Genomic DNA, 18,504 nt, shown 5'->3' with positions numbered 1-18,504 from the left:
GGTTTCATTAGTGAAAACTGAGCATATCAGCAATCTCTTGCAGGGCGTCCTCGGTTAGTTCTTGATCATCATAATCGCTGATCGTCTTTTCTGTTTCTCTTTTGTTCTGGCAGTGTTCGATCAGCTGTAATAAAAATTGACGGCATGTTTCGCTAAGCTGTTTGATGGTTTTGCGCTGAAAGCGGGCATTGTCATAAGTCATATTGACAGTCAATTTTCCTTCTGCAGCGATTGCGCTGATATCCAGCGACTGTTCACGGTTCCATGTTGTGCTGATATCACCTCCGGCACCAAGCGGAGAGAATGAGAAGGCGTCCTCCTCAGGTACTTCAGCTGAGCGGACGCTTTCAAATTGACCAAGATAATTAAAGCTGATTTCTGGTGCACCTGTGAAATTGATGTCTTTTTTGCCAGGCGGCGTCAAATATTTGATGACACCGTAGCCGAATCCTTTGTCAGGTACACGTCTCAGTGTATCTTTTGTTGTTTTTAGCACATGAACCATGTATTCTTCCGAATCTGGCAAGTCTGCGTTCAATTTAACCAATAACGGATAAATGGCGGTAAACCATCCAACCGTCCGGCTCACATCTATTCCTTCTAATACATCCTCTCGCCCGTGGCCCTCTAATGATAGTTTGAAGGCGGATTGATTGGTCCAATGGCGCAGCGCAAGAATGACAGAAGCGAGCAGCATGTCCTGCGTATCAGTGTTATATGCGCTGTTGGCGTCTTTTAAGAGTGCTGCTGTCTCTTTCTCGTTTAAGGTAAACGAAATCGTGGACCGTTGTCCCTCGTGTGCTCTAGTTCCATCAATGTGATCAAAAGGCAATGCCTCTGTTTGATACTCTTCGGCTTCGCGCCAATACTTGAGCTGTTTCATTAGCTGCTGGCTTTCAGCGTAGTCAGAGAGCTTTTTCGTGTACGCTTTAAATGAGCTTGTTTTAGGCGGCAGTTTGATATCCTCCCCGCTTGCAGCTTGGCGATACCCTAAAGCCAAATCTTCAAGCAGAACCCGCCATGAAATGCCGTCAACGACGAGGTGATGAGCAGATAAAAATAAGAAATCACCGTCAATTGTGTGGAAAAGACCGGCTTGCAGCAGCGGACCATTCTTCAAATCCATTTTCTGCTGAATATCAAGTACATGGCGTTTGATAATAGGCTCATACGCTCTATTTCCATCAGTGCATAAATCAATCATCTGAAGGCCGTACAACGCGTCGTCCGAATGACTGAGCGGCCGATTATATTGATCCCACTTTCCTTGTTCATTCTGTGTAAACACCATTCGCAGCGCATCATGATGACACGTTATTGCTTTTAACGTTTTGCGCAGTGCATCTTCTTGTACAGAGGTGCTTCGATGCAGCATTACGGACTGATTAAAATGGTGTTTTTCTTTTATATCTTGAGAAAGGAACCATTTTTGAACAGGCGACCATTGTACGTCTCCCTCAACCGCAGCTTGGCTGGAACTTGTATCTGAATCACGGATATAAGCTGCCAATTCTTGAATGGTCGGATGGCTAAACAAATCTTTCACTGCCATTTGCTTGCCTATCCGGTGAAGCCGCGCAGATACCTGTAACGCTTTGATCGAATCTCCTCCAAGCTCAAAGAACGAATCAGCTGTTCCGATTTTTTCTGCACCCAGTACATCCTTCCATATATCCGCCAGTATTTGTTCCGTTTTGCTGGCTGGCGGGAGGAATGGACGTTCACCTTCGCGATTGTGTACAGGTCTTGGAAGTGCTCCGCGATCCAGCTTGCCGTTTGGTGACAATGGAAGTGAGTCCAGTTTTTCAATAAACGCAGGGTGCATAAACACCGGCAGCTTGTTTTGTAATTCTGAGCGTACAGCATTTGTGCTCAACTCTGGTCTTGTCACCACATAAGCACTTAATTCGGTTTGTCCTGACGCTGTTACATGAGCAACTACTGCGGCGTCTTTTACACCATTTATACACCGGATGACCGATTCAATTTCTTTCGTTTCTACACGGTATCCTCTGATTTTGACTTGATCATCGATTCTTCCGAGATATTCGAGTGTTCCGTCGGCCATCCATCTGGCGGCGTCTCCTGTTCGGTACATTCGTGTTTCGGGTTTAAATGGATTCTGCGTGAATGCTCTCTCTGTCAGTTCTGGAAGATTGACGTACCCTCTTGCAAGCCCTGTGCCTGCTATACAAAGCTCTCCCGCAACACCGATTGGCTGAAGCTGATGATTGCTATTTAAAATCAGCACTTGAGTCCCGTCAATCGGCTGGCCGATGCTTACGTATGCCTGCTTTTCCATATGTCTCATGACGGTAGTCGCCACGCTGTTTTCTGTCGGTCCATATTCGTTGGCGAGTTCGGTATGCGGACATACAGCTAAGCTGCGGTCGATCAATTCGCGGTCAGCCGCTTCTCCCGCCAGTGTGACGACTCTAAGCGTCTTTACATCTTCCGGCTGCACTACGTCCAAAAGCGCTCGATATAAAACAGGCACAATAATCATATGTGTAATCCGTTGACGAGACAGCTGATGCTTAATGGCTAGAATATCCTTCGCTTCCTCTTCATGAAGCAAAACGGCTTTTGCACCTGACAAAAGCGGTGTAAACATACTAGTTAAAAAGCCGTCAAATGAGAAAGAAAAGAGCTGCAGAATGGTATCTGTCTCGTTGAATGCATAAGCGTTTCGCCGCCACTGAAGAGTGTTAGCAATACCTTTATGCTCGACCATTACCCCTTTTGGACGGCCCGTCGTTCCAGAGGTATAAATGATATAAGCCAAATGATGGGCAGACGACATTTGCGGCAGCGGCGATTTGTCGTCTTCCTCTACGCTTTCTATCGTCAAGATCTCTCCTTCAAAGTCAGCAAGTACTCCCAGATCCGCTTCATTTATTGTCATCAGCAGTTTCGTTCCGCTGTCGCTGAGGATATAGCGTTTGCGTTCTGTCGGGTATTCAGGATCAATGGGAACGTAACAGCCGCCTGCTTTCCACACACCAAGTATGGCTGCTATCATACTGAACGAACGATGCATCATGATGCCTACTGGTGTGTCCGGCTTAACACCTCGGCTGCGCAATGCACGTGCGATTCCATTGGACCACTCGTCAAGCTCCTGATAAGTGAGTGTTTTGTCTCCGCTGACAAGTGCAGAAGCTTTTGGTGTTCGTGCAGCTTGCTGCTCAAACAATTGACTGATTGTTTGAACTCCGTATTGATTCGCTTGCCCGGTGTTAAACTCATTAAGCAGCTGGTGCCGCTCTTCTTGGGTCAGGATGTCGATATGGTTGAGTGTCACCTTCGGGTTTTTGCCGATGATGCTAAGTACATTTGTTAAATGCGATGCCCAGCGTTCAATGGTGGTTTTCTCGAACAATGCGGTTGAATATTCAAAAAGGAAATGAATGTTTCCGTCGCCCTCAGATGCCTGTAGTGTCAAATCGAATTTAGAAACGAGATGAGAAACTTGTGCCGGCTTCATTTGCAAATCATGAAGAAGCAATCGCTCGTAATCATTATTTTGAACAACTAACATCGCATCAAACACTGGATTCCGGCTCATATCCCGTGTCAATTCAAGCTTATCGACAAGTTCTTCGAACGGGTAATCCTGGTGCTCAAAGGCTTCCAATGCTGTCTCGCGCACTTCCTGCAAGTACTGTACAAACGGCTTCCCGCCCTCCGGGCGCGTCCGAAGCGCCAGCGTGTTCACAAACATGCCGAGTATCGTCTCAAGATCCTTGTGCGGCCGGCCGGCGATTGGCGAGCCGACGATGATATCCTCCTGTCCGCTTAAGCGTGACAAGAACGCGGTGTAAGCCGCAAGGAGCACCATGTACAGTGTGCTTCCGTTTTCTCGTGCCAGCTTGTGAAGGCCTGATGCAACCTCTTGATCCAGCGTAAATGAGACCTTGTCACCCGCGAAGCTTCGCACCGGCGGGCGGGCATGATCAGCGGGGAGATCCAGCACAGGCAGCTCGCCCTCGAGCTGCTTCAGCCAGTACGCCTCTTGCGTTTTGTACGTGTCTCCTGTTTTGAATCCTTCTTGCCATACGGCATAATCTTTATATTGAATGCGCAGTGCCGGAAGATTCCGATTATTGTACAGCTCGCCGAATTCCCGAATCAGAATGTTGACGGAAACACCGTCTGAAATGATGTGATGCATATCGACCAGCAACAGGTGCCGCTCATCTGATACCTTTACGATTTGGGCACGGAACAGCGGCGCTTGGCTGAGATCAAACGGTTTGATAAATGCGGCTGCGGCCTCCTGTTCGGTTCGTTCGCCTAGAACTGTAGTCTGTAACGTAAACGGCACCTCGTCATGGATGCGCTGCACCGGATCGCCTCCTGCGTCCTGTTCGAAGGAGGTACGAAGCGACTCGTGGCGCTTGATCAGCTCTTTGAAAGCTCTGTCCATCCTTTCAGGGTTGAGCTCCCCTTCGAGCTCTAACACAGCCGGCATATTGTAGCCTGTCCCTCCGTCCTCCAGCTGCTGAAGGACATAAATCCGCTTTTGGGCAGAGGAAACCGGATAGGTTTCCTGTTTTTCAACGGGCTTAATCGCTTCATATGGACTGTCCGTTCCTTCACGGATAACGGTAGCCAGTCCTTCTACCGTCGGATGGGCAAACACATCTTTTAGCGGCACCTGTACATCGAATTCTTTGGTGATCCGTGAGACAAGCGCCGTTGCTTTTAAGGAATGTCCCCCGCGGTCAAAAAAGTTGTCGTGAATCCCGACAGGGCCATTTTTCAGCACGTCCTCCCACAGCTGAGAAAGCTTCATCTCAGTCACGTTTCTCGGCGCTGTGTAGGTCTCCGCATCTGCCGCTCCGCCAGGAGCTGGCAGGGCGTTTCGGTCGAGCTTTCCGCTTGGCGTAACCGGCCACTGTTCCATCTCTATCATATAGGCTGGGACCATGTAGCCCGGCAACAGTCTCTCAAGCTGCGCTCGGACTTCGTTTCTTTGGAGCCCTTCTACATAAGCGCATAATTCCGGCTCCCCGCTGTCTGTCCGTACGGTAACGGCCGCCTCTCTTACACCTTCTATACTTCTTAGTGCCGCTTCAATTTCTCCCGGCTCAATCCGGTAGCCGCGGATTTTCACCTGATCATCCGTGCGCCCGAGGAATTCAACATTCCCGTCAGGGAGCCAGCGCGCCACATCCCCGGTTTTGTACATGCGTTCCCCCGGGTAAAACGGGTCTTCAAGAAAACGCTCCTCCGTTAATGCCGGCCGATTCAAATAACCTCTGGCAACACCCGCTCCGGCAATGTATAGTTCACCGATACATCCAACAGGCAGCATCCGCTGATTCTGATTCAGGATATACAATCTGACATGATGAACAGGTTTTCCAATTGGAATCCGTTCAAGTTTTTCATGTGGCGGACAATCAAAGAATGCAGCTTCTACGGTTGCTTCCGTTGGCCCATAGGAATTGGTTATTGAAACATTTGGAAGCAACTCGTAAAATCGGGAGACAAGATGGGTCCCCAACTGTTCTCCCCCAGAAAACACTCGCTTGAGTCTGTTTGTCTTAATCGGTACAGAGCGATATTTTATATGTTCTAAAAATGCATGGAGCATTGAAGGCACAAAATGCATAGCTGTGATCTTTTGTTCTTCTATGGCCTTCGCGATCACTTCAGGCTCTTTTTCGCCTCCCTGAGGAAGCAGATAAACAGAAGCTCCGGCATAAGGCCACCAAAACAGCTCCCATATTGAAGCATCGAATGAATATGATGTTTTGTGCATAATCATATCTGAATGCTTTAGCTGATAGCGGGACTGTAGGGAATTCAAAAAATTCACCGCTGATCGATGTTCAATTTCAACACCCTTAGGCATCCCGGTAGAGCCGGATGTATAGATGACATAGGCTAAAGATTGCGGGAGAACATCCACATTCGGATTGGACAAACGATGTGCCAGTCCGCTATTTGTCTGATTGAGATAGACAATCTCTCCTGTAAATTCCGGAACATGAAGGCCGGCAGACTGAAGCAGGAGAATGTTTGTACCGCTGTCCTCCAGCAGAAAGCTGATTCGTTCTTCCGGATAATCCGGGTCGATGGGCAGATAAGCGCCGCCAGCTTTAAGAATGCCATAAATGCCAAGCAGCATTTCAGGTGAACGCTTTCCTATAATGGCAACAGTCGTTTCGGGTTTTACCCCCCGTCCGATCAGCTCCCAGGCGATACGGTTAGCCTGTTCGTTCAATTCTTTATAGGTCATCACTCCATCTTCGAAGATAACGGCCGCCTGATCAGGCGTTTTTTCTGCCTGCTGTTCGAGTGCATAGTGGAGCGTTTGATTCATTGAATAGCCCGTCTCCTCAAACAGATGGCATGATTCAATGAAATCTCGCTCTTCTTCTTTTGTTAAGATTGGAATATTGTCCAATTCTGTTTCAGGACTGGCAGCTGTATGTTCCACAAGCGTGGTGAAAAGGCTGGCCCACCTTTGGATGGTTTCTTTCTCAAACAAAGCTGTACTGTATTCAAACTGACAGAAAAGCTCGGAATCATGCTCTGTAACGTATAGGGAAATATCAAATTTTGATATTGGGTGCTCCAAGTCGTTCCACTGAAGCTGTACATCATTCATTTTTAGCTTTTGCTGTTCCATATTCTGAAGGACTAGCGTTGTGTCAAACAAAGGATTCCGGCTCATTTCCCGCTGCACACCGAGTTTGTCCACAAGCTCTTCAAACGGGTAATCCTGATGCTCATACGCTTCTAGTGCCGTCTGTCTGACTTCTTTCAGAAATTCCTCAAATGTCTTATTACCCGCCGGGCGTGTGCGGAGAGCCAATGTATTGACGAACATCCCAAGAACAGCTTCAAGGTTGGCATGGGGCCGTCCGGCGATAGGTGAACCAATCACGATATCATCCTGACCGCTTAACCGGGACAAAAAGGCTGAATACAAAGCGAGAAGCGTCATATAAAGCGTGCTTCTGTTTTTATGGGCGAGCCGCTTTATGCGGGCCGTGATCTCTTTGTCCAATTGAAAGGTTACTTTCCCGCCTATGAATTGCCGTTCTGCCGGACGTCGTTTATCTGTTGGAAGCTCCAGTATAGGAAGGTCCCCGCTAAACTGCTGCTGCCAGTAAGTCTCCTGCTTTTGGTACGAGTCTCCCTTTTTAAATTTCTGTTGCCATACGGCGTAATCTTTATATTGGATCCGCAATGGCTTAAGCTGCCGGTTTGCATAAAGATCGGTAAATTCTCGGATTAGGAGCTGAACGGATACGCCATCTGAAATGATATGGTGCATATCCACCAGCAATACATGCTTCTCGTTTGACACTTCTATAAGGCCTGCTCTAAATAATGGCGCCTGGCTGAGATCAAAGGGACGGACAAATCCCTCGATAGTGGTCTCTTTACTTAACGTAAACGGCACTTCGGTGTGGATACGCTGAACCGGCTCGTCATCAGCTCCGGATACAAAGGAAGTTCGAAGCGGCTCATGCCGATTGATCAGTTCTTTACATACAGCAGACAGTTTGGCGACATCCAGTGCACCTTCCAGTTCTAAGACCGCAGGCATGTTATAGGCGACACCCTCATCAAGCTGTTGAAGCACATACATTCGTTTTTGGGCCGAAGATACAGGATATGTATCCCTTTCTTCTGCTGGTTCAATTGCTGCATACGGATTTTGTTCTGCCTCTCGAATGATTGAAGCTAATCCTTCAACAGTCGGATGGGCAAAGATGTCCTTTAGCGGAACTTGCACATGAAACTCCTTAGCGATCCGTGACATAAGCACTGTTGCTTTTAACGAGTGGCCGCCATGGTCAAAAAAGTTGTCTTGGATGCCTATATGGCCATTATTCAGTACATCTTCAAATAGTTGTGAAAGCTTTGCCTCTAACAGATTTCGAGGGGCGGTATATGGGTTTCCGCTGATTGAAGCATCTGGCTCCGGAAGTGCTGCGCGATCTACTTTTCCGTTTGGGGTAAGAGGTATGCTGTCAACCCATATCCATTTCGCCGGAATCATGTATTCTGGGAGCTCACTAGCCATATAACTGCGTAAATCTATTGCGTTCAGCTTTTGTACACTGCAATAGTAAGCGCATAATTCATGTTCACCGTTTTGATCTTGCCAGATGAGAATGGCAGCCTCACTAATGTCCGGATGATTCATTAGCGTGACTTCGATTTCTTGCGGCTCAATTCGATAACCTCTGATTTTCACTTGATTGTCTGCCCGTCCGATATATTCGATGTTGCCGTCTTCAAGCCGTCTGGCCAAATCACCTGTCCGGTACATGATCACATCAGGCTTGAATGGATCGGATGAAAATTTGTCGCTTGTCAGTTTATCGTGATTGACATATCCTCTGGCAACACTTGCGCCGGAAATATAGAGTTCGCCTGGTACACCGCATGGCTGAAGCTGTTTTTGATGATTCAAAATATATAGATCAGTACAGCCTATCGGTTTACCGATTGGCGGAAGCTCAGGAATAGGGTCTCCAGGATGAATGGTATACGTAGATACCACATGAGTTTCTGAAGGTCCGTAATGATTGTGCAGGTGTATGCCGCGTTCACGCAACACATCTTGGAAAAGGTCTGAAATCATTAATTGTTCCCCGGCTGCGATCAGGTGTTTGACGCCATCAGGAAACGAGTTCGCAAGTTCTCGCTCGCTGAAAATCATTTTGATAAAAGCAGTTGGGAGAAACACAATATTCGTCTGATGTTTGTTTATACATGCAAACAGCTGAGGCACATCTCTTTTTATGGCTTCTGGCACGATGTGCAGTGTGCCGCCTTTCAGAAGCGCAGAAAATATTTCTTGATAGCAGACGTCGAACGAAGGTGTCGCAAATTGCAGAACATCTGCTTCAAAGTCAATGCCGGAGTGAGTATATTCGAACTTCAGCAAGTTAGCCATGTTTCGATGCTCAAATTGAACACCCTTTGGTTTACCTGTTGTGCCTGATGTATAAATCATATACAGCAGATCGTCAGCATTGTTGACTGACTTTATGTTACTGCCGTCTACTTTGCTTTCGATTTCTTCTGGATAAGTGATAATGTAATTGTCTTCTAACGATGAGGAAAGATGCGCTTGTGAAACAACATGCGAACAGCCGCAATCATGCAGAATATAACGGATTCTGTCAGCCGGGTAATGCGGATCAACGGGAACAATGGCGCCGCCTGCCTTTAAGATTCCAAGAACGCCGGTGATAAACGCCGCAGAGCGATCCATCATAATCGCAACGGGTTCCTGTCTCACAACGCCTTTCATTCGTAAATGCCGTGCCAATCTGTTAGCCGCTTTATTCAGTTCTCTGTATGTTAATGAGCAGGCTTGATCAATTACAGCATGAGCATCTGGTGTCTTTTCCGCTTGCTTTTCAAACATGGCATGGATGGTTTCGTAAACTGGTGTTCGATCTGTGATTTCTCCAATCAGCTGCCGCTTTTCAGTATCTGTCGTGATATCGATTTCTTCAGGTGGAAGATTCGGATTATTTAAGATTTGTGATACAGCATTCAGAAGATGCTCTTTGACAGAGAGCACAAAAGACCGATCGTGTTGCTCCGCATCATAGTTCATTTTGATATGAATTTCTTCCCCTGGCGCCACCATAAGATAAAAGCTGTAGTTGGTTTCATCTGCGACAGTGAAATTATGAATCTGAAAAAGATCAGAAGCATGTTCCTGTTTGTTCAGGATTTGAATCTCTTGCTGCACCGGATAGTTTTCAAATACGAGAATATGATCAATCAGCCCTTGCTTAACAGCTGAGCGGGATTGAATCTCATATAAAGGGTGGTAGCTGTACGCTTCAGCGGCAAGACGGTCTTTTTGCATATCTTTTATAAGTTGAAGGAATGGCGTTTTTGCCCCCTGCACCCGAATCGGCATCGTATTAATGAAAAGACCTACCATATGTTCAATGCCTTCGATTTCTGCGGGCCTTCCTGAAATGACAGAACCGAATACGGCGTCATCGTTATTATTATATTTTTGTAGCAGAATGCCCCAAATGGTATGAAAAATCGTACTGAGTGTCACTTCTTCTCTAGCAGCAAGCTCTGAAAGCCTGCTGCTTTCTTCCTTAGAGAATGAAAATGTAACGTGTTCCTGCCTGCTTTTTCCCTTTGTTTTTTTCTGCTTCGGGAGCACGGTTTGCTGTTCGTGGCCGGAAAGATAATGGTCCCAATAAGAAACCGCCTGCTCTTTGTCTTGCTCCATCAGCCATTTGATATACTTTCCGTATGGCTGGACCGGCTCCAATGTTATTGGGGATGCATTTACATAAGATGCGTAAATATGCAGAAACTCCTTTAGCACAATGCTGAGGCACCAACCGTCCATCATGATATGATGAAAGGTCCAAATGCAAGAGTACTGGCTCTCTCCTGTTTGAATCAGAGCGATGCGCATGAGCACATCCTTTTGCAAATGAAACCCCTGGTCCCGGTCCTTTTCTTTCCATTGCTCGATAAACTGTGATTGCTCCGCCTCGTTTAAATGAGTAATGTTTTCTTCCAGTACGATGACATTTCGTTCTCTCAGAACAACCTGCTGGGGAGAGGAAACATTTTGGCTGATAAAAATCGTTCTGAAAATATCATGTCTTTCTACAAGAGCGTTGATGCTGTTTTGAAAAAACTGCGGGTTGACTTTTCCTTCAATTGTAAAAGAAGCTTGCTCAACATACGCCTGTGAATCTTTTTGCAGGAGGGAATGGAAAAGCATCCCTTCCTGCATGTAAGACAGCGGATAAATATCCTGAATTGAATTCGCTTTTGTCATGTTCATGTCTCCCTGTCACGATTTTCTACAATTCTTCCACCAAGCTGGATATGCTGTCCAAGTCCTCAGCCGTTAATGATTGACTGCTGAAATCGCTCAGTGTCTTTTCTGTTTTCTGTTGACCGGCGCAGTGTTTCATAATGTCCAGCAAAAAGTGTTCAATCCTGTTAATAAGCTGCTCCATTGTGTTTCTGTGAAAGCGGGCTGGCGGATAACTAAGATTGAAATGGAGCTTTTTGTCTGCTGCCATTGCGCTCATCTCGATGATTTGCTCACGCTTCCATGTATGAGTGATATCCTTTCCGCTCCCAAGGCTTGATGGGCGGAAGGTGTCCTGTCTTTCGATGTCGTTGAACTGGCCCAAATAGTTAAAGCTGATTTCAGGTGTTTTTGAAAACGTAATGCTTTTATTTTCAGGGTGTGTAAGGTATTTCAGCATACCGTAACCTACCCCTTTGTTTGGTATCCGGCCCAGTGTATCTTTAACGGTTTTTAATGCGGTTCCGAGCTCATACCTATGATTTTCAAAGCTTATGAGGGCCGGATACATGGATGTAAACCATCCGACCGTCCTGCTGATATCTAACTCTGGCAGAATGTGTTCTCTCCCGTGTCCTTCCATAGCGATACGGAGCTTGCTTCCTCCTGTCCATTCACAAATCGCCAAGGATGCTGCGGTTAACAGAATATCTTGTGTATCTGTGCCATAGGCGTGATTGACGTTTTGCAGCAAGACGGCGGTGTCTGCTTCAGTCAGTGAAAAGCTTAATGAGTCCCTTTTGCTGAAGTCGATGTTCACATGATGCGGTATTTCATAGGGCAGTTCTGCGTCTTGCTGTTCTTCTACAGTTCGCCAATACGCCTCTTCGCGAATCAGCTTACTGCTTTGGGCATATACCTGTATGCGTCTTGCGTATTCCTGATAGGAATCCGTTTTAGGCGGAAGCTGGATCGTCTGGCCTGCAGCAGCTTGTTGATATCCGGCTGACAAATCCTCAAGCAAAATCCGCCATGAGACACCATCAACGACAAGGTGATGGATCGCAAGGAACAAGTAATCTCCGGTCAGTGTTTTAAACAAAGCGGCGTGCAACAATGGTCCTTCCTGCAAATTGATGCTTTGCTGAAGATCTGCAACTTCTTGTTTGATTTGCGTCTCCCAGCCGCTTTCTGACTGTGAAAGATCAGAGATTCTTAAGCTGTATAGCTGTGACTCATGAATGCCTTGGTTGATTTGAATCCATCGCCTATCATCGTTGCGATAAACCATCCGAAGCGCATCATGATGCTCCGCCAGTTTTTTCAAGGTTGGTCTAAGGGCGTTTTCAGACAAACGTCCAGAATGGAATAGCATGACAGACTGATTGAAATGGTGTCTTTCTTCAATATCTTGTGAAAAAAACCATTGCTGAACTGGCGTCCAAGGAACGTCTCCCTGAACGGGTCCTTGCTCTATGATTCTCTCTGACTTACGGATCAATGGTGATAAGTCCTTTATCTTTGGATGACGGAATAAATCACTTACCTGCAAGCTTAGTCCATAGGGCCCAAGGCGTGCAGAAACTTGAAGGGCTTTGATTGAATCTCCGCCCAATTCAAAGAATGAATCCTCTATTCCGATCCTCTGGATGCCTAGAACCTCCTGCCAGATCAATGCCAGCTGCTCTTCAAGTTCGTTGCGTGGCGGGATGTATGTTTGTTTAGATGCGAAATCTGGTTCAGGCAGTGCTTTTCGGTTCAATTTGCCGTTTGATGTGAGCGGAAGAGCCTCCATTTCAATAATGTACGCCGGGATCATATAGTTTGGCAGCGAACGCGCAAGAAGAGAACGCACTTGTTCAGCATTCGTGCCTGCTTTTACGCTGATATAGCCAAACAGCTCTTTGCTCCCTGACTGTCCTGTACGTGCCAACACCGCCGCTTCTTTGACTCCGTCTATTTGGCGAAGTGCTGATTCGATCTCACCCAGCTCCACACGATAGCCTCTGACTTTTACTTGATCATCAATACGGCCAACGTACTCAATTGTGCCATCAGGAAGCCAGCGCGCCAGATCACCTGTGCGATACAGTCGATCGCCAGGTGCAAATGGATGTGGGACAAATTTCTCTTTCGTTAAATCAGGACGGCCCAAATATCCTCTGGCGACGCCATCTCCGCCGACACAAAGTTCACCGACAGCTCCGACCGGCTGCAGCACTCCCCATTGATTTAAGATATAAGCGGTGGAATTACCAACCGGCCGCCCGATCGGAATGGAAAGTTCATATGTTTTTTGAATGTGAAGGCATGTCGAAAAAGTTGTATTTTCGGTAGGGCCATATCCATTCCATATAGATACTTCAGGGCAGACATTTCTGATTCGATTGACGTGGCTCGGCGACAAAGCTTCTCCGCCTATAATTAAATGTTTCAGCTGTGAAAATGTTTGTTCATTTTGTTCTGTCAAATGATTGAATAGAGAAGATGTCAGCCAAATCGTTGTGATTCCTTGATGTTCTATGTACCTCTTAAGCTGATGGGAATCGAGAAATGTTTGTTGATCGGACAGATGCAAAGCGGCACCATTTAGCAGCGGTCCGAAAATTTCAAATGACCCAACGTCGAAACCGATTGATGATGTCATCAGAAGGCGGTCTTCAGGTGTAAATGTAATATAATTGCTGTTTTTAACAAGACGAATTACACTTCGCTGCTCAATCATGACACCCTTTGGTTTACCGGTTGATCCAGAGGTATAAATGATATATGCGAGTGAATGTGGCCCTGCTGAAGAATCAACGTTCTTCGTTTTTCCTTGCTTTTGAATATCTTCGATTATGATTTGTTCACATTCAATGTCTAATAGTTGTTTTTCTGTTTTTTCAGATTGAAGGAGTAATGCCGCCCCGCTGTCTGACAGCATATAAGCTATTCGTTCAACAGGCAGATCAGAAGCAATAGGCAGATAGGCTCCCCCGGCTTTTAGAATGCCCAGCATTCCTGCAATGAGTTCTGGTGTTCTGCCTGTCAACAAGGCTACAACACTATCAGGCCCTACGCCCTTTATCTGTAGAACTGAGGCAATTTGATTTGCCCAGCTGTTCAGGTCCTCGTAAGTGAATACTTGGGTGTCGCTGACAATTGCTACAGCATTAGGCGTTTGTTCTGCCTGCATTTCAAAGAGTCTGCTGATGGTTTCATTTCTTGGATAATCTATTTTTGTACGATTGAGCTCGTGGATAAGGTAATGGGTCTCATCCTCATTCAGGATATTTATTGTTCCGAGAGCGGCTTTGTTGTCTTTGATGATGGAGAGTAACATATTGATGAAGTATTGAAGCCACTTTTCTATCGTTTTTTTCTTATATAAGTCAGTACTAAACTCCATTTGGAACGTCAGCAAACCGTGGAGCTGTTCCTGGGCATATAGGGTTAAATCAAATTTGGACGTTTGATGCCCATTGTTTGCTGCAGGTTTGAGACAAAGTTCATCCAGCTCCAACGATTCCTGATCCATGTTTTGAAGAACAAACATTACGTCAAACAGCGGATTTCTGCTCATATCCCGTGTCAATTCAAGCTTATCAACAAGCTCTTCGAACGGGTAATCTTGGTGCTCAAAGGCTTCCAATGCTGTCTCACGCACTTCCTGCAAGTACTGTACAAACGGCTTCCCGCCCTCCGGGCGCGTCCGAAGCGTCAGCGTGTTCACAAACATGCCGAGTATCGGCTCAAGATCCTTGTGCGGCCGGCCGGCAATTGGCGAGCCGACGATGATATCTTCCTGTCCGCTTAAGCGTGACAAGAACGCGGTGTAAGCCGCAAGAAGCACCATGTACAGTGTGCTTCCGTTTTCTCGTGCTAGCTTGTGAAGGCCTGATGTAACCTCTTGATCCAGCATAAATGAGACCTTGTCACCAGCGAAGCTTCGCACAGGCGGGCGGACATGATCAGCCGGAAGATCCAGCACAGGCAGCTCGCCCTCGAGCTGCTTCAGCCAGTACGCCTCTTGCGTTTTGTACGCGTCTCCTGTTTTGAATCCTTCTTGCCATACGGCATAGTCTTTATATTGAATGCGCAGTGCCGGAAGCTTCCGATTATTGTACAGCTCACCGAATTCCCGAATCAGAATGTTGACGGAAACACCGTCTGAAATGATGTGATGCATATCAACCAGCAACAGGTGCCGCTCATCTGATACCTTTACGATCTGGGCACGGAACAGCGGCGCTTGGCTGAGATCAAACGGTTTGATAAATGCGGCTGCGGCCTCCTCTTCGGTTCGTGCGCCGAGAACTGTAGTCTGTAACGTAAACGGCGCCTCGTCATGGATGCGCTGCACCGGATCGCCTCCTGCGTCCTGTTCGAAGGAGGTCCGAAGCGACTCGTGGCGCTTGATCAGCTCTTTGAAAGCTCTGTCCATCCTTTCAGGGTTGAGCTTCCCTTCGAGCTCTAACACAGCCGGCATATTGTAGCCTGTCCCTCCGTCCTCCAGCTGTTGAAGGACATAAATCCGCTTTTGGGCAGAGGAAACCGGATAGGTTTCCTGTTTTTCAGCCGGTTTTATCGCTTTATATGGACTGTCCGTTCCTTCACGGATAACGGCCGCCAGCCCTTCTACCGTCGGATGGGCAAACACATCTTTTAGCGGCACCTGTACATCGAATTCTTTTGAGATCCGTGAGACAAGCGCCGTTGCTTTTAAGGAATGCCCCCCGCGGTCAAAAAAGTTGTCGTGAATCCCGACAGGGCCATTTTTCAGCACGTCTTGCCACAGCTGAGAAAGCTTCATCTCAGTCACGTTTCTCGGCGCCGTGTAGGTCTCCGCATCTGCCGCTCCGCCAGGAGCTGGCAGGGCGTTTCGGTCGAGCTTTCCGCTTGGCGTAACCGGCCACTGTTCCATCTCTATCATATAGGCTGGGACCATGTAGCCCGGCAACAGTCTCTCAAGCTGTGCCCGCACTTCGTTTCTTTGGAGCCCTTCTATATAAGCGCATAATTCCGGCTCCCCGCTGTCTGTCCGTACGGTAACAGCCGCCTCTCTTACGCCTTCTATGCTTCTTAGTGCCGCTTCAATTTCTCCCGGTTCAATCCGATAGCCGCGGATTTTCACCTGATCATCCGTGCGCCCGAGGAATTCAACATTCCCGTCAGGGAGCCAGCGCGCCACATCGCCGGTTTTGTACATGCGTTCCCCCGGGTAAAACGGGTCTTCAAGAAAACGCTCCTCCGTTAATGACGGCCGATTCAAATAACCTCTGGCAACACCCGCTCCGGCAATGTACAGTTCGCCGGCGACACCGGAAGGCTGTACGGCTAAATGCGGATCTAAAACATACAAACGCGCACCGGGTACGGGTTTCCCAATCGGAATCCGCAAACGATCCCTGTCCCGTTCTGGATCCAATACGTAAAATGCCGCGTCTACCGTTGCTTCTGTCGGCCCGTAGCCATGGATTAATGATACCTGCGGCAATACAGAAGCAAAACGGGCTGCCGTACGGGGCGCAAGCGGTTCACCTCCGGCGAATACACGCTTCAAGCTTGTCCTGTCACTCAGCCTTTCGATTTCCGCTTGATCGAGAAAGCTGTTCAGCATAGCCGGAATAAAATGAGCCGTTGTCACGTTTTCCTGATGAATGGCTTGTACGATCAACGCGGGGTCTTTTTCCCAACCGGGCGGAAGCAGATACGCCGAAGCACCGGAAAGAGTCCACCAAAACAGCTGCCACAGAGACGCATCAAAGGAAAAAGAGGTTTTCACCATGACAATGTCATCTTCCGAAAGCGGAAACTGGTGCTGCATGCCGGTCAGAAAAGAAACAGCCTGGCGGTGCTCAACGGCCACTCCTTTCGGCTGCCCGGTAGAGCCCGACGTATAAATGACATAGGCGAGAGATCCGTCGCTAACAGAAGCAGACACATAACGTTTTACTTCTTCACGCTCAAGAGATGTCATGTCCACTTCAAGCGTTTCGCCAGAAAAGTTCGGTGCGGAGCATCCCGGCTGTGTCAGCAAGAGCGATGCCCCGCTGTCTTTCAACATGTAGCTCAGCCGCTCCTTTGGATACGCAGGATCAAGCGGCAAATACGCCCCGCCGGCCTTCAAGACAGCAAGGACAGCGATCAGCATGTCAGGTGAGCGTTCAGACAGGACACCGACGATACTTTCGTTTGTGACGCCGCGTGCCGCAAGGTGCGCAGCCAGCCGGCTGGCGTACATATCAAGCTCAGCGTATGTCAGCGAACCGCCGGAAAATCGGATAGCCGGCCGTTCCGGTGTGACTGCCGCCTGTCGTTCAAACAGACCATGCAAGGTTGGGGCTTCAGGTGAAACAGATACTGTCCTGTTATTTTGAGAAACGATTTTCCGTGTTTTGTCCTCATCTAGCAATGTCATCTTTGACACAGGAAGAGATGGATCAGAGATGACGTCAGAGATCATGTGCTGTAAATAATCTTTTATTTCAGACATCATATTTGGTTGATAAGCGCCTGTATGAAAATGAATCCGAACGTACAAAGTACGCCCTGGGATCACTTTGACACTGCATCTATAATTAGTTACCTCTTCCATCTCAAAATCTTTCACGGAGAAATCAAATGATCCAGCTTGATTCAGCTCTTCAATCTCTTGTTGAGTAGGTGTATTTTCAAAGACGATAATATGATCGATCAGCTCTTGTTTAAGAGCGCTCTGCGCCTGAATATCATATAAGGGAAAGTAACTATAAGCTTCTACCTCAGTCATGTCCTTTTGCATTCTGCTGACTAGGTCAGAAAAAGACAGAAAATCACTTTGGACTCGAATAGGAATGGTATTGATAAAAAGTCCGACCATGTTTTCCACATCTTTTAGCTCAGAAGGTCTGCCTGATATAACTGATCCGAACACAGCATCGTCGCGGCGATTGAACTTTTGGAGCATGATTCCCCATAAAGCTTGGAAAACAGTGTTAAGTGTCGCACCACATGCTGCAGCGATTTTCTGTAATTCGGAGGTTTCTTTTTCAGGAATGGTAAACGTGATCTGCTGTAATGTCCCATCCGACATTTGATCTGTTCTTTTAGGCAGAGGCGAAGCTTTTTCGAAATGCTGAAGCCTCTTTTTCCAATACTCAGCTGCTTCTTCCCGGTCTTGCTGCATCAGCCATTTAATATACGTCCCGTACGGCTGTACGGGAGGCAAATCAGGAAACTGCCCTTTTCCAAGCGCTTGATAAATATGGAGAAAGTCTTTAATGACGATGCCTAAACACCAGCCATCCATTAAAATATGATGGTGGCTCCAGATACAGACATAATGATCAGGCGCCCATTTTAAAATAGATATTCTCATCAGTACATCCGTTTGGAGATCGAAGCCTTTGGATTTATCCTGCTCTTTGAATGCCTCTGTACAATGTTCTTTATCTTTTTCATTGAGATGAGAAATGTCTTCAAAATGAACATGGCAATGACGTTGCTTGAGCACGACTTGGCGAGGTTTGGCTACATTTTTATAGATGAATGCTGTTCGAAAGATATCGTACCTGTCAAAAACAGCATCCATACTTTTCTGAAAACGCTCCAAGTCAAGCTGTCCATGGATCGTAAAAGAAGCCTGTTCAAAATAAGCTCTCGACTGTTCATCATACAGTGAGTGAAAAAGCATCCCTTCCTGCATAAATGACAAAGGGTATATATCCTGTATTTCGGGTTGCTGCGGCATCAGT

Annotated in this window: 2 protein-coding genes; both read right to left on the bottom strand. The window is 47.2% G+C overall.

What is annotated here, in order from left to right:
• Nucleotides 1-7 precede the first annotated feature (7 nt).
• Nucleotides 8-10,807: a plipastatin non-ribosomal peptide synthetase PpsD gene (gene ppsD / locus MKY10_RS11840; RefSeq protein WP_339225873.1), complete on the bottom strand. Its 10,800-nt coding sequence runs from the start codon at nt 10,805-10,807 to the stop codon at nt 8-10.
• A 25-nt stretch (nt 10,808-10,832) separates the two neighbouring features.
• Nucleotides 10,833-18,500, bottom strand: a complete 7,668-nt coding sequence (gene ppsC / locus MKY10_RS11835; RefSeq protein ID WP_048654899.1) for a plipastatin non-ribosomal peptide synthetase PpsC — start codon at nt 18,498-18,500, stop codon at nt 10,833-10,835.
• Nucleotides 18,501-18,504: the final 4 nt, after the last annotated feature.

It is taken from the genome of Bacillus sp. FSL P4-0290, assembly GCF_037975435.1.
Lineage (GTDB): Bacteria > Bacillota > Bacilli > Bacillales > Bacillaceae > Bacillus > Bacillus subtilis.
The sequence above is the reverse complement of the archived record's forward strand: the minus strand, read 5'-3'. Positions and strand labels throughout refer to the sequence as shown.

Coding starts and splice junctions, on each gene's coding strand:
- ppsD (WP_339225873.1), bottom strand. CDS start 10,807: ATGACAAAAGCGAATTCAATTCAGGATATTTATCCGCTGTCTTACATG.
- ppsC (WP_048654899.1), bottom strand. CDS start 18,500: ATGCCGCAGCAACCCGAAATACAGGATATATACCCTTTGTCATTTATG.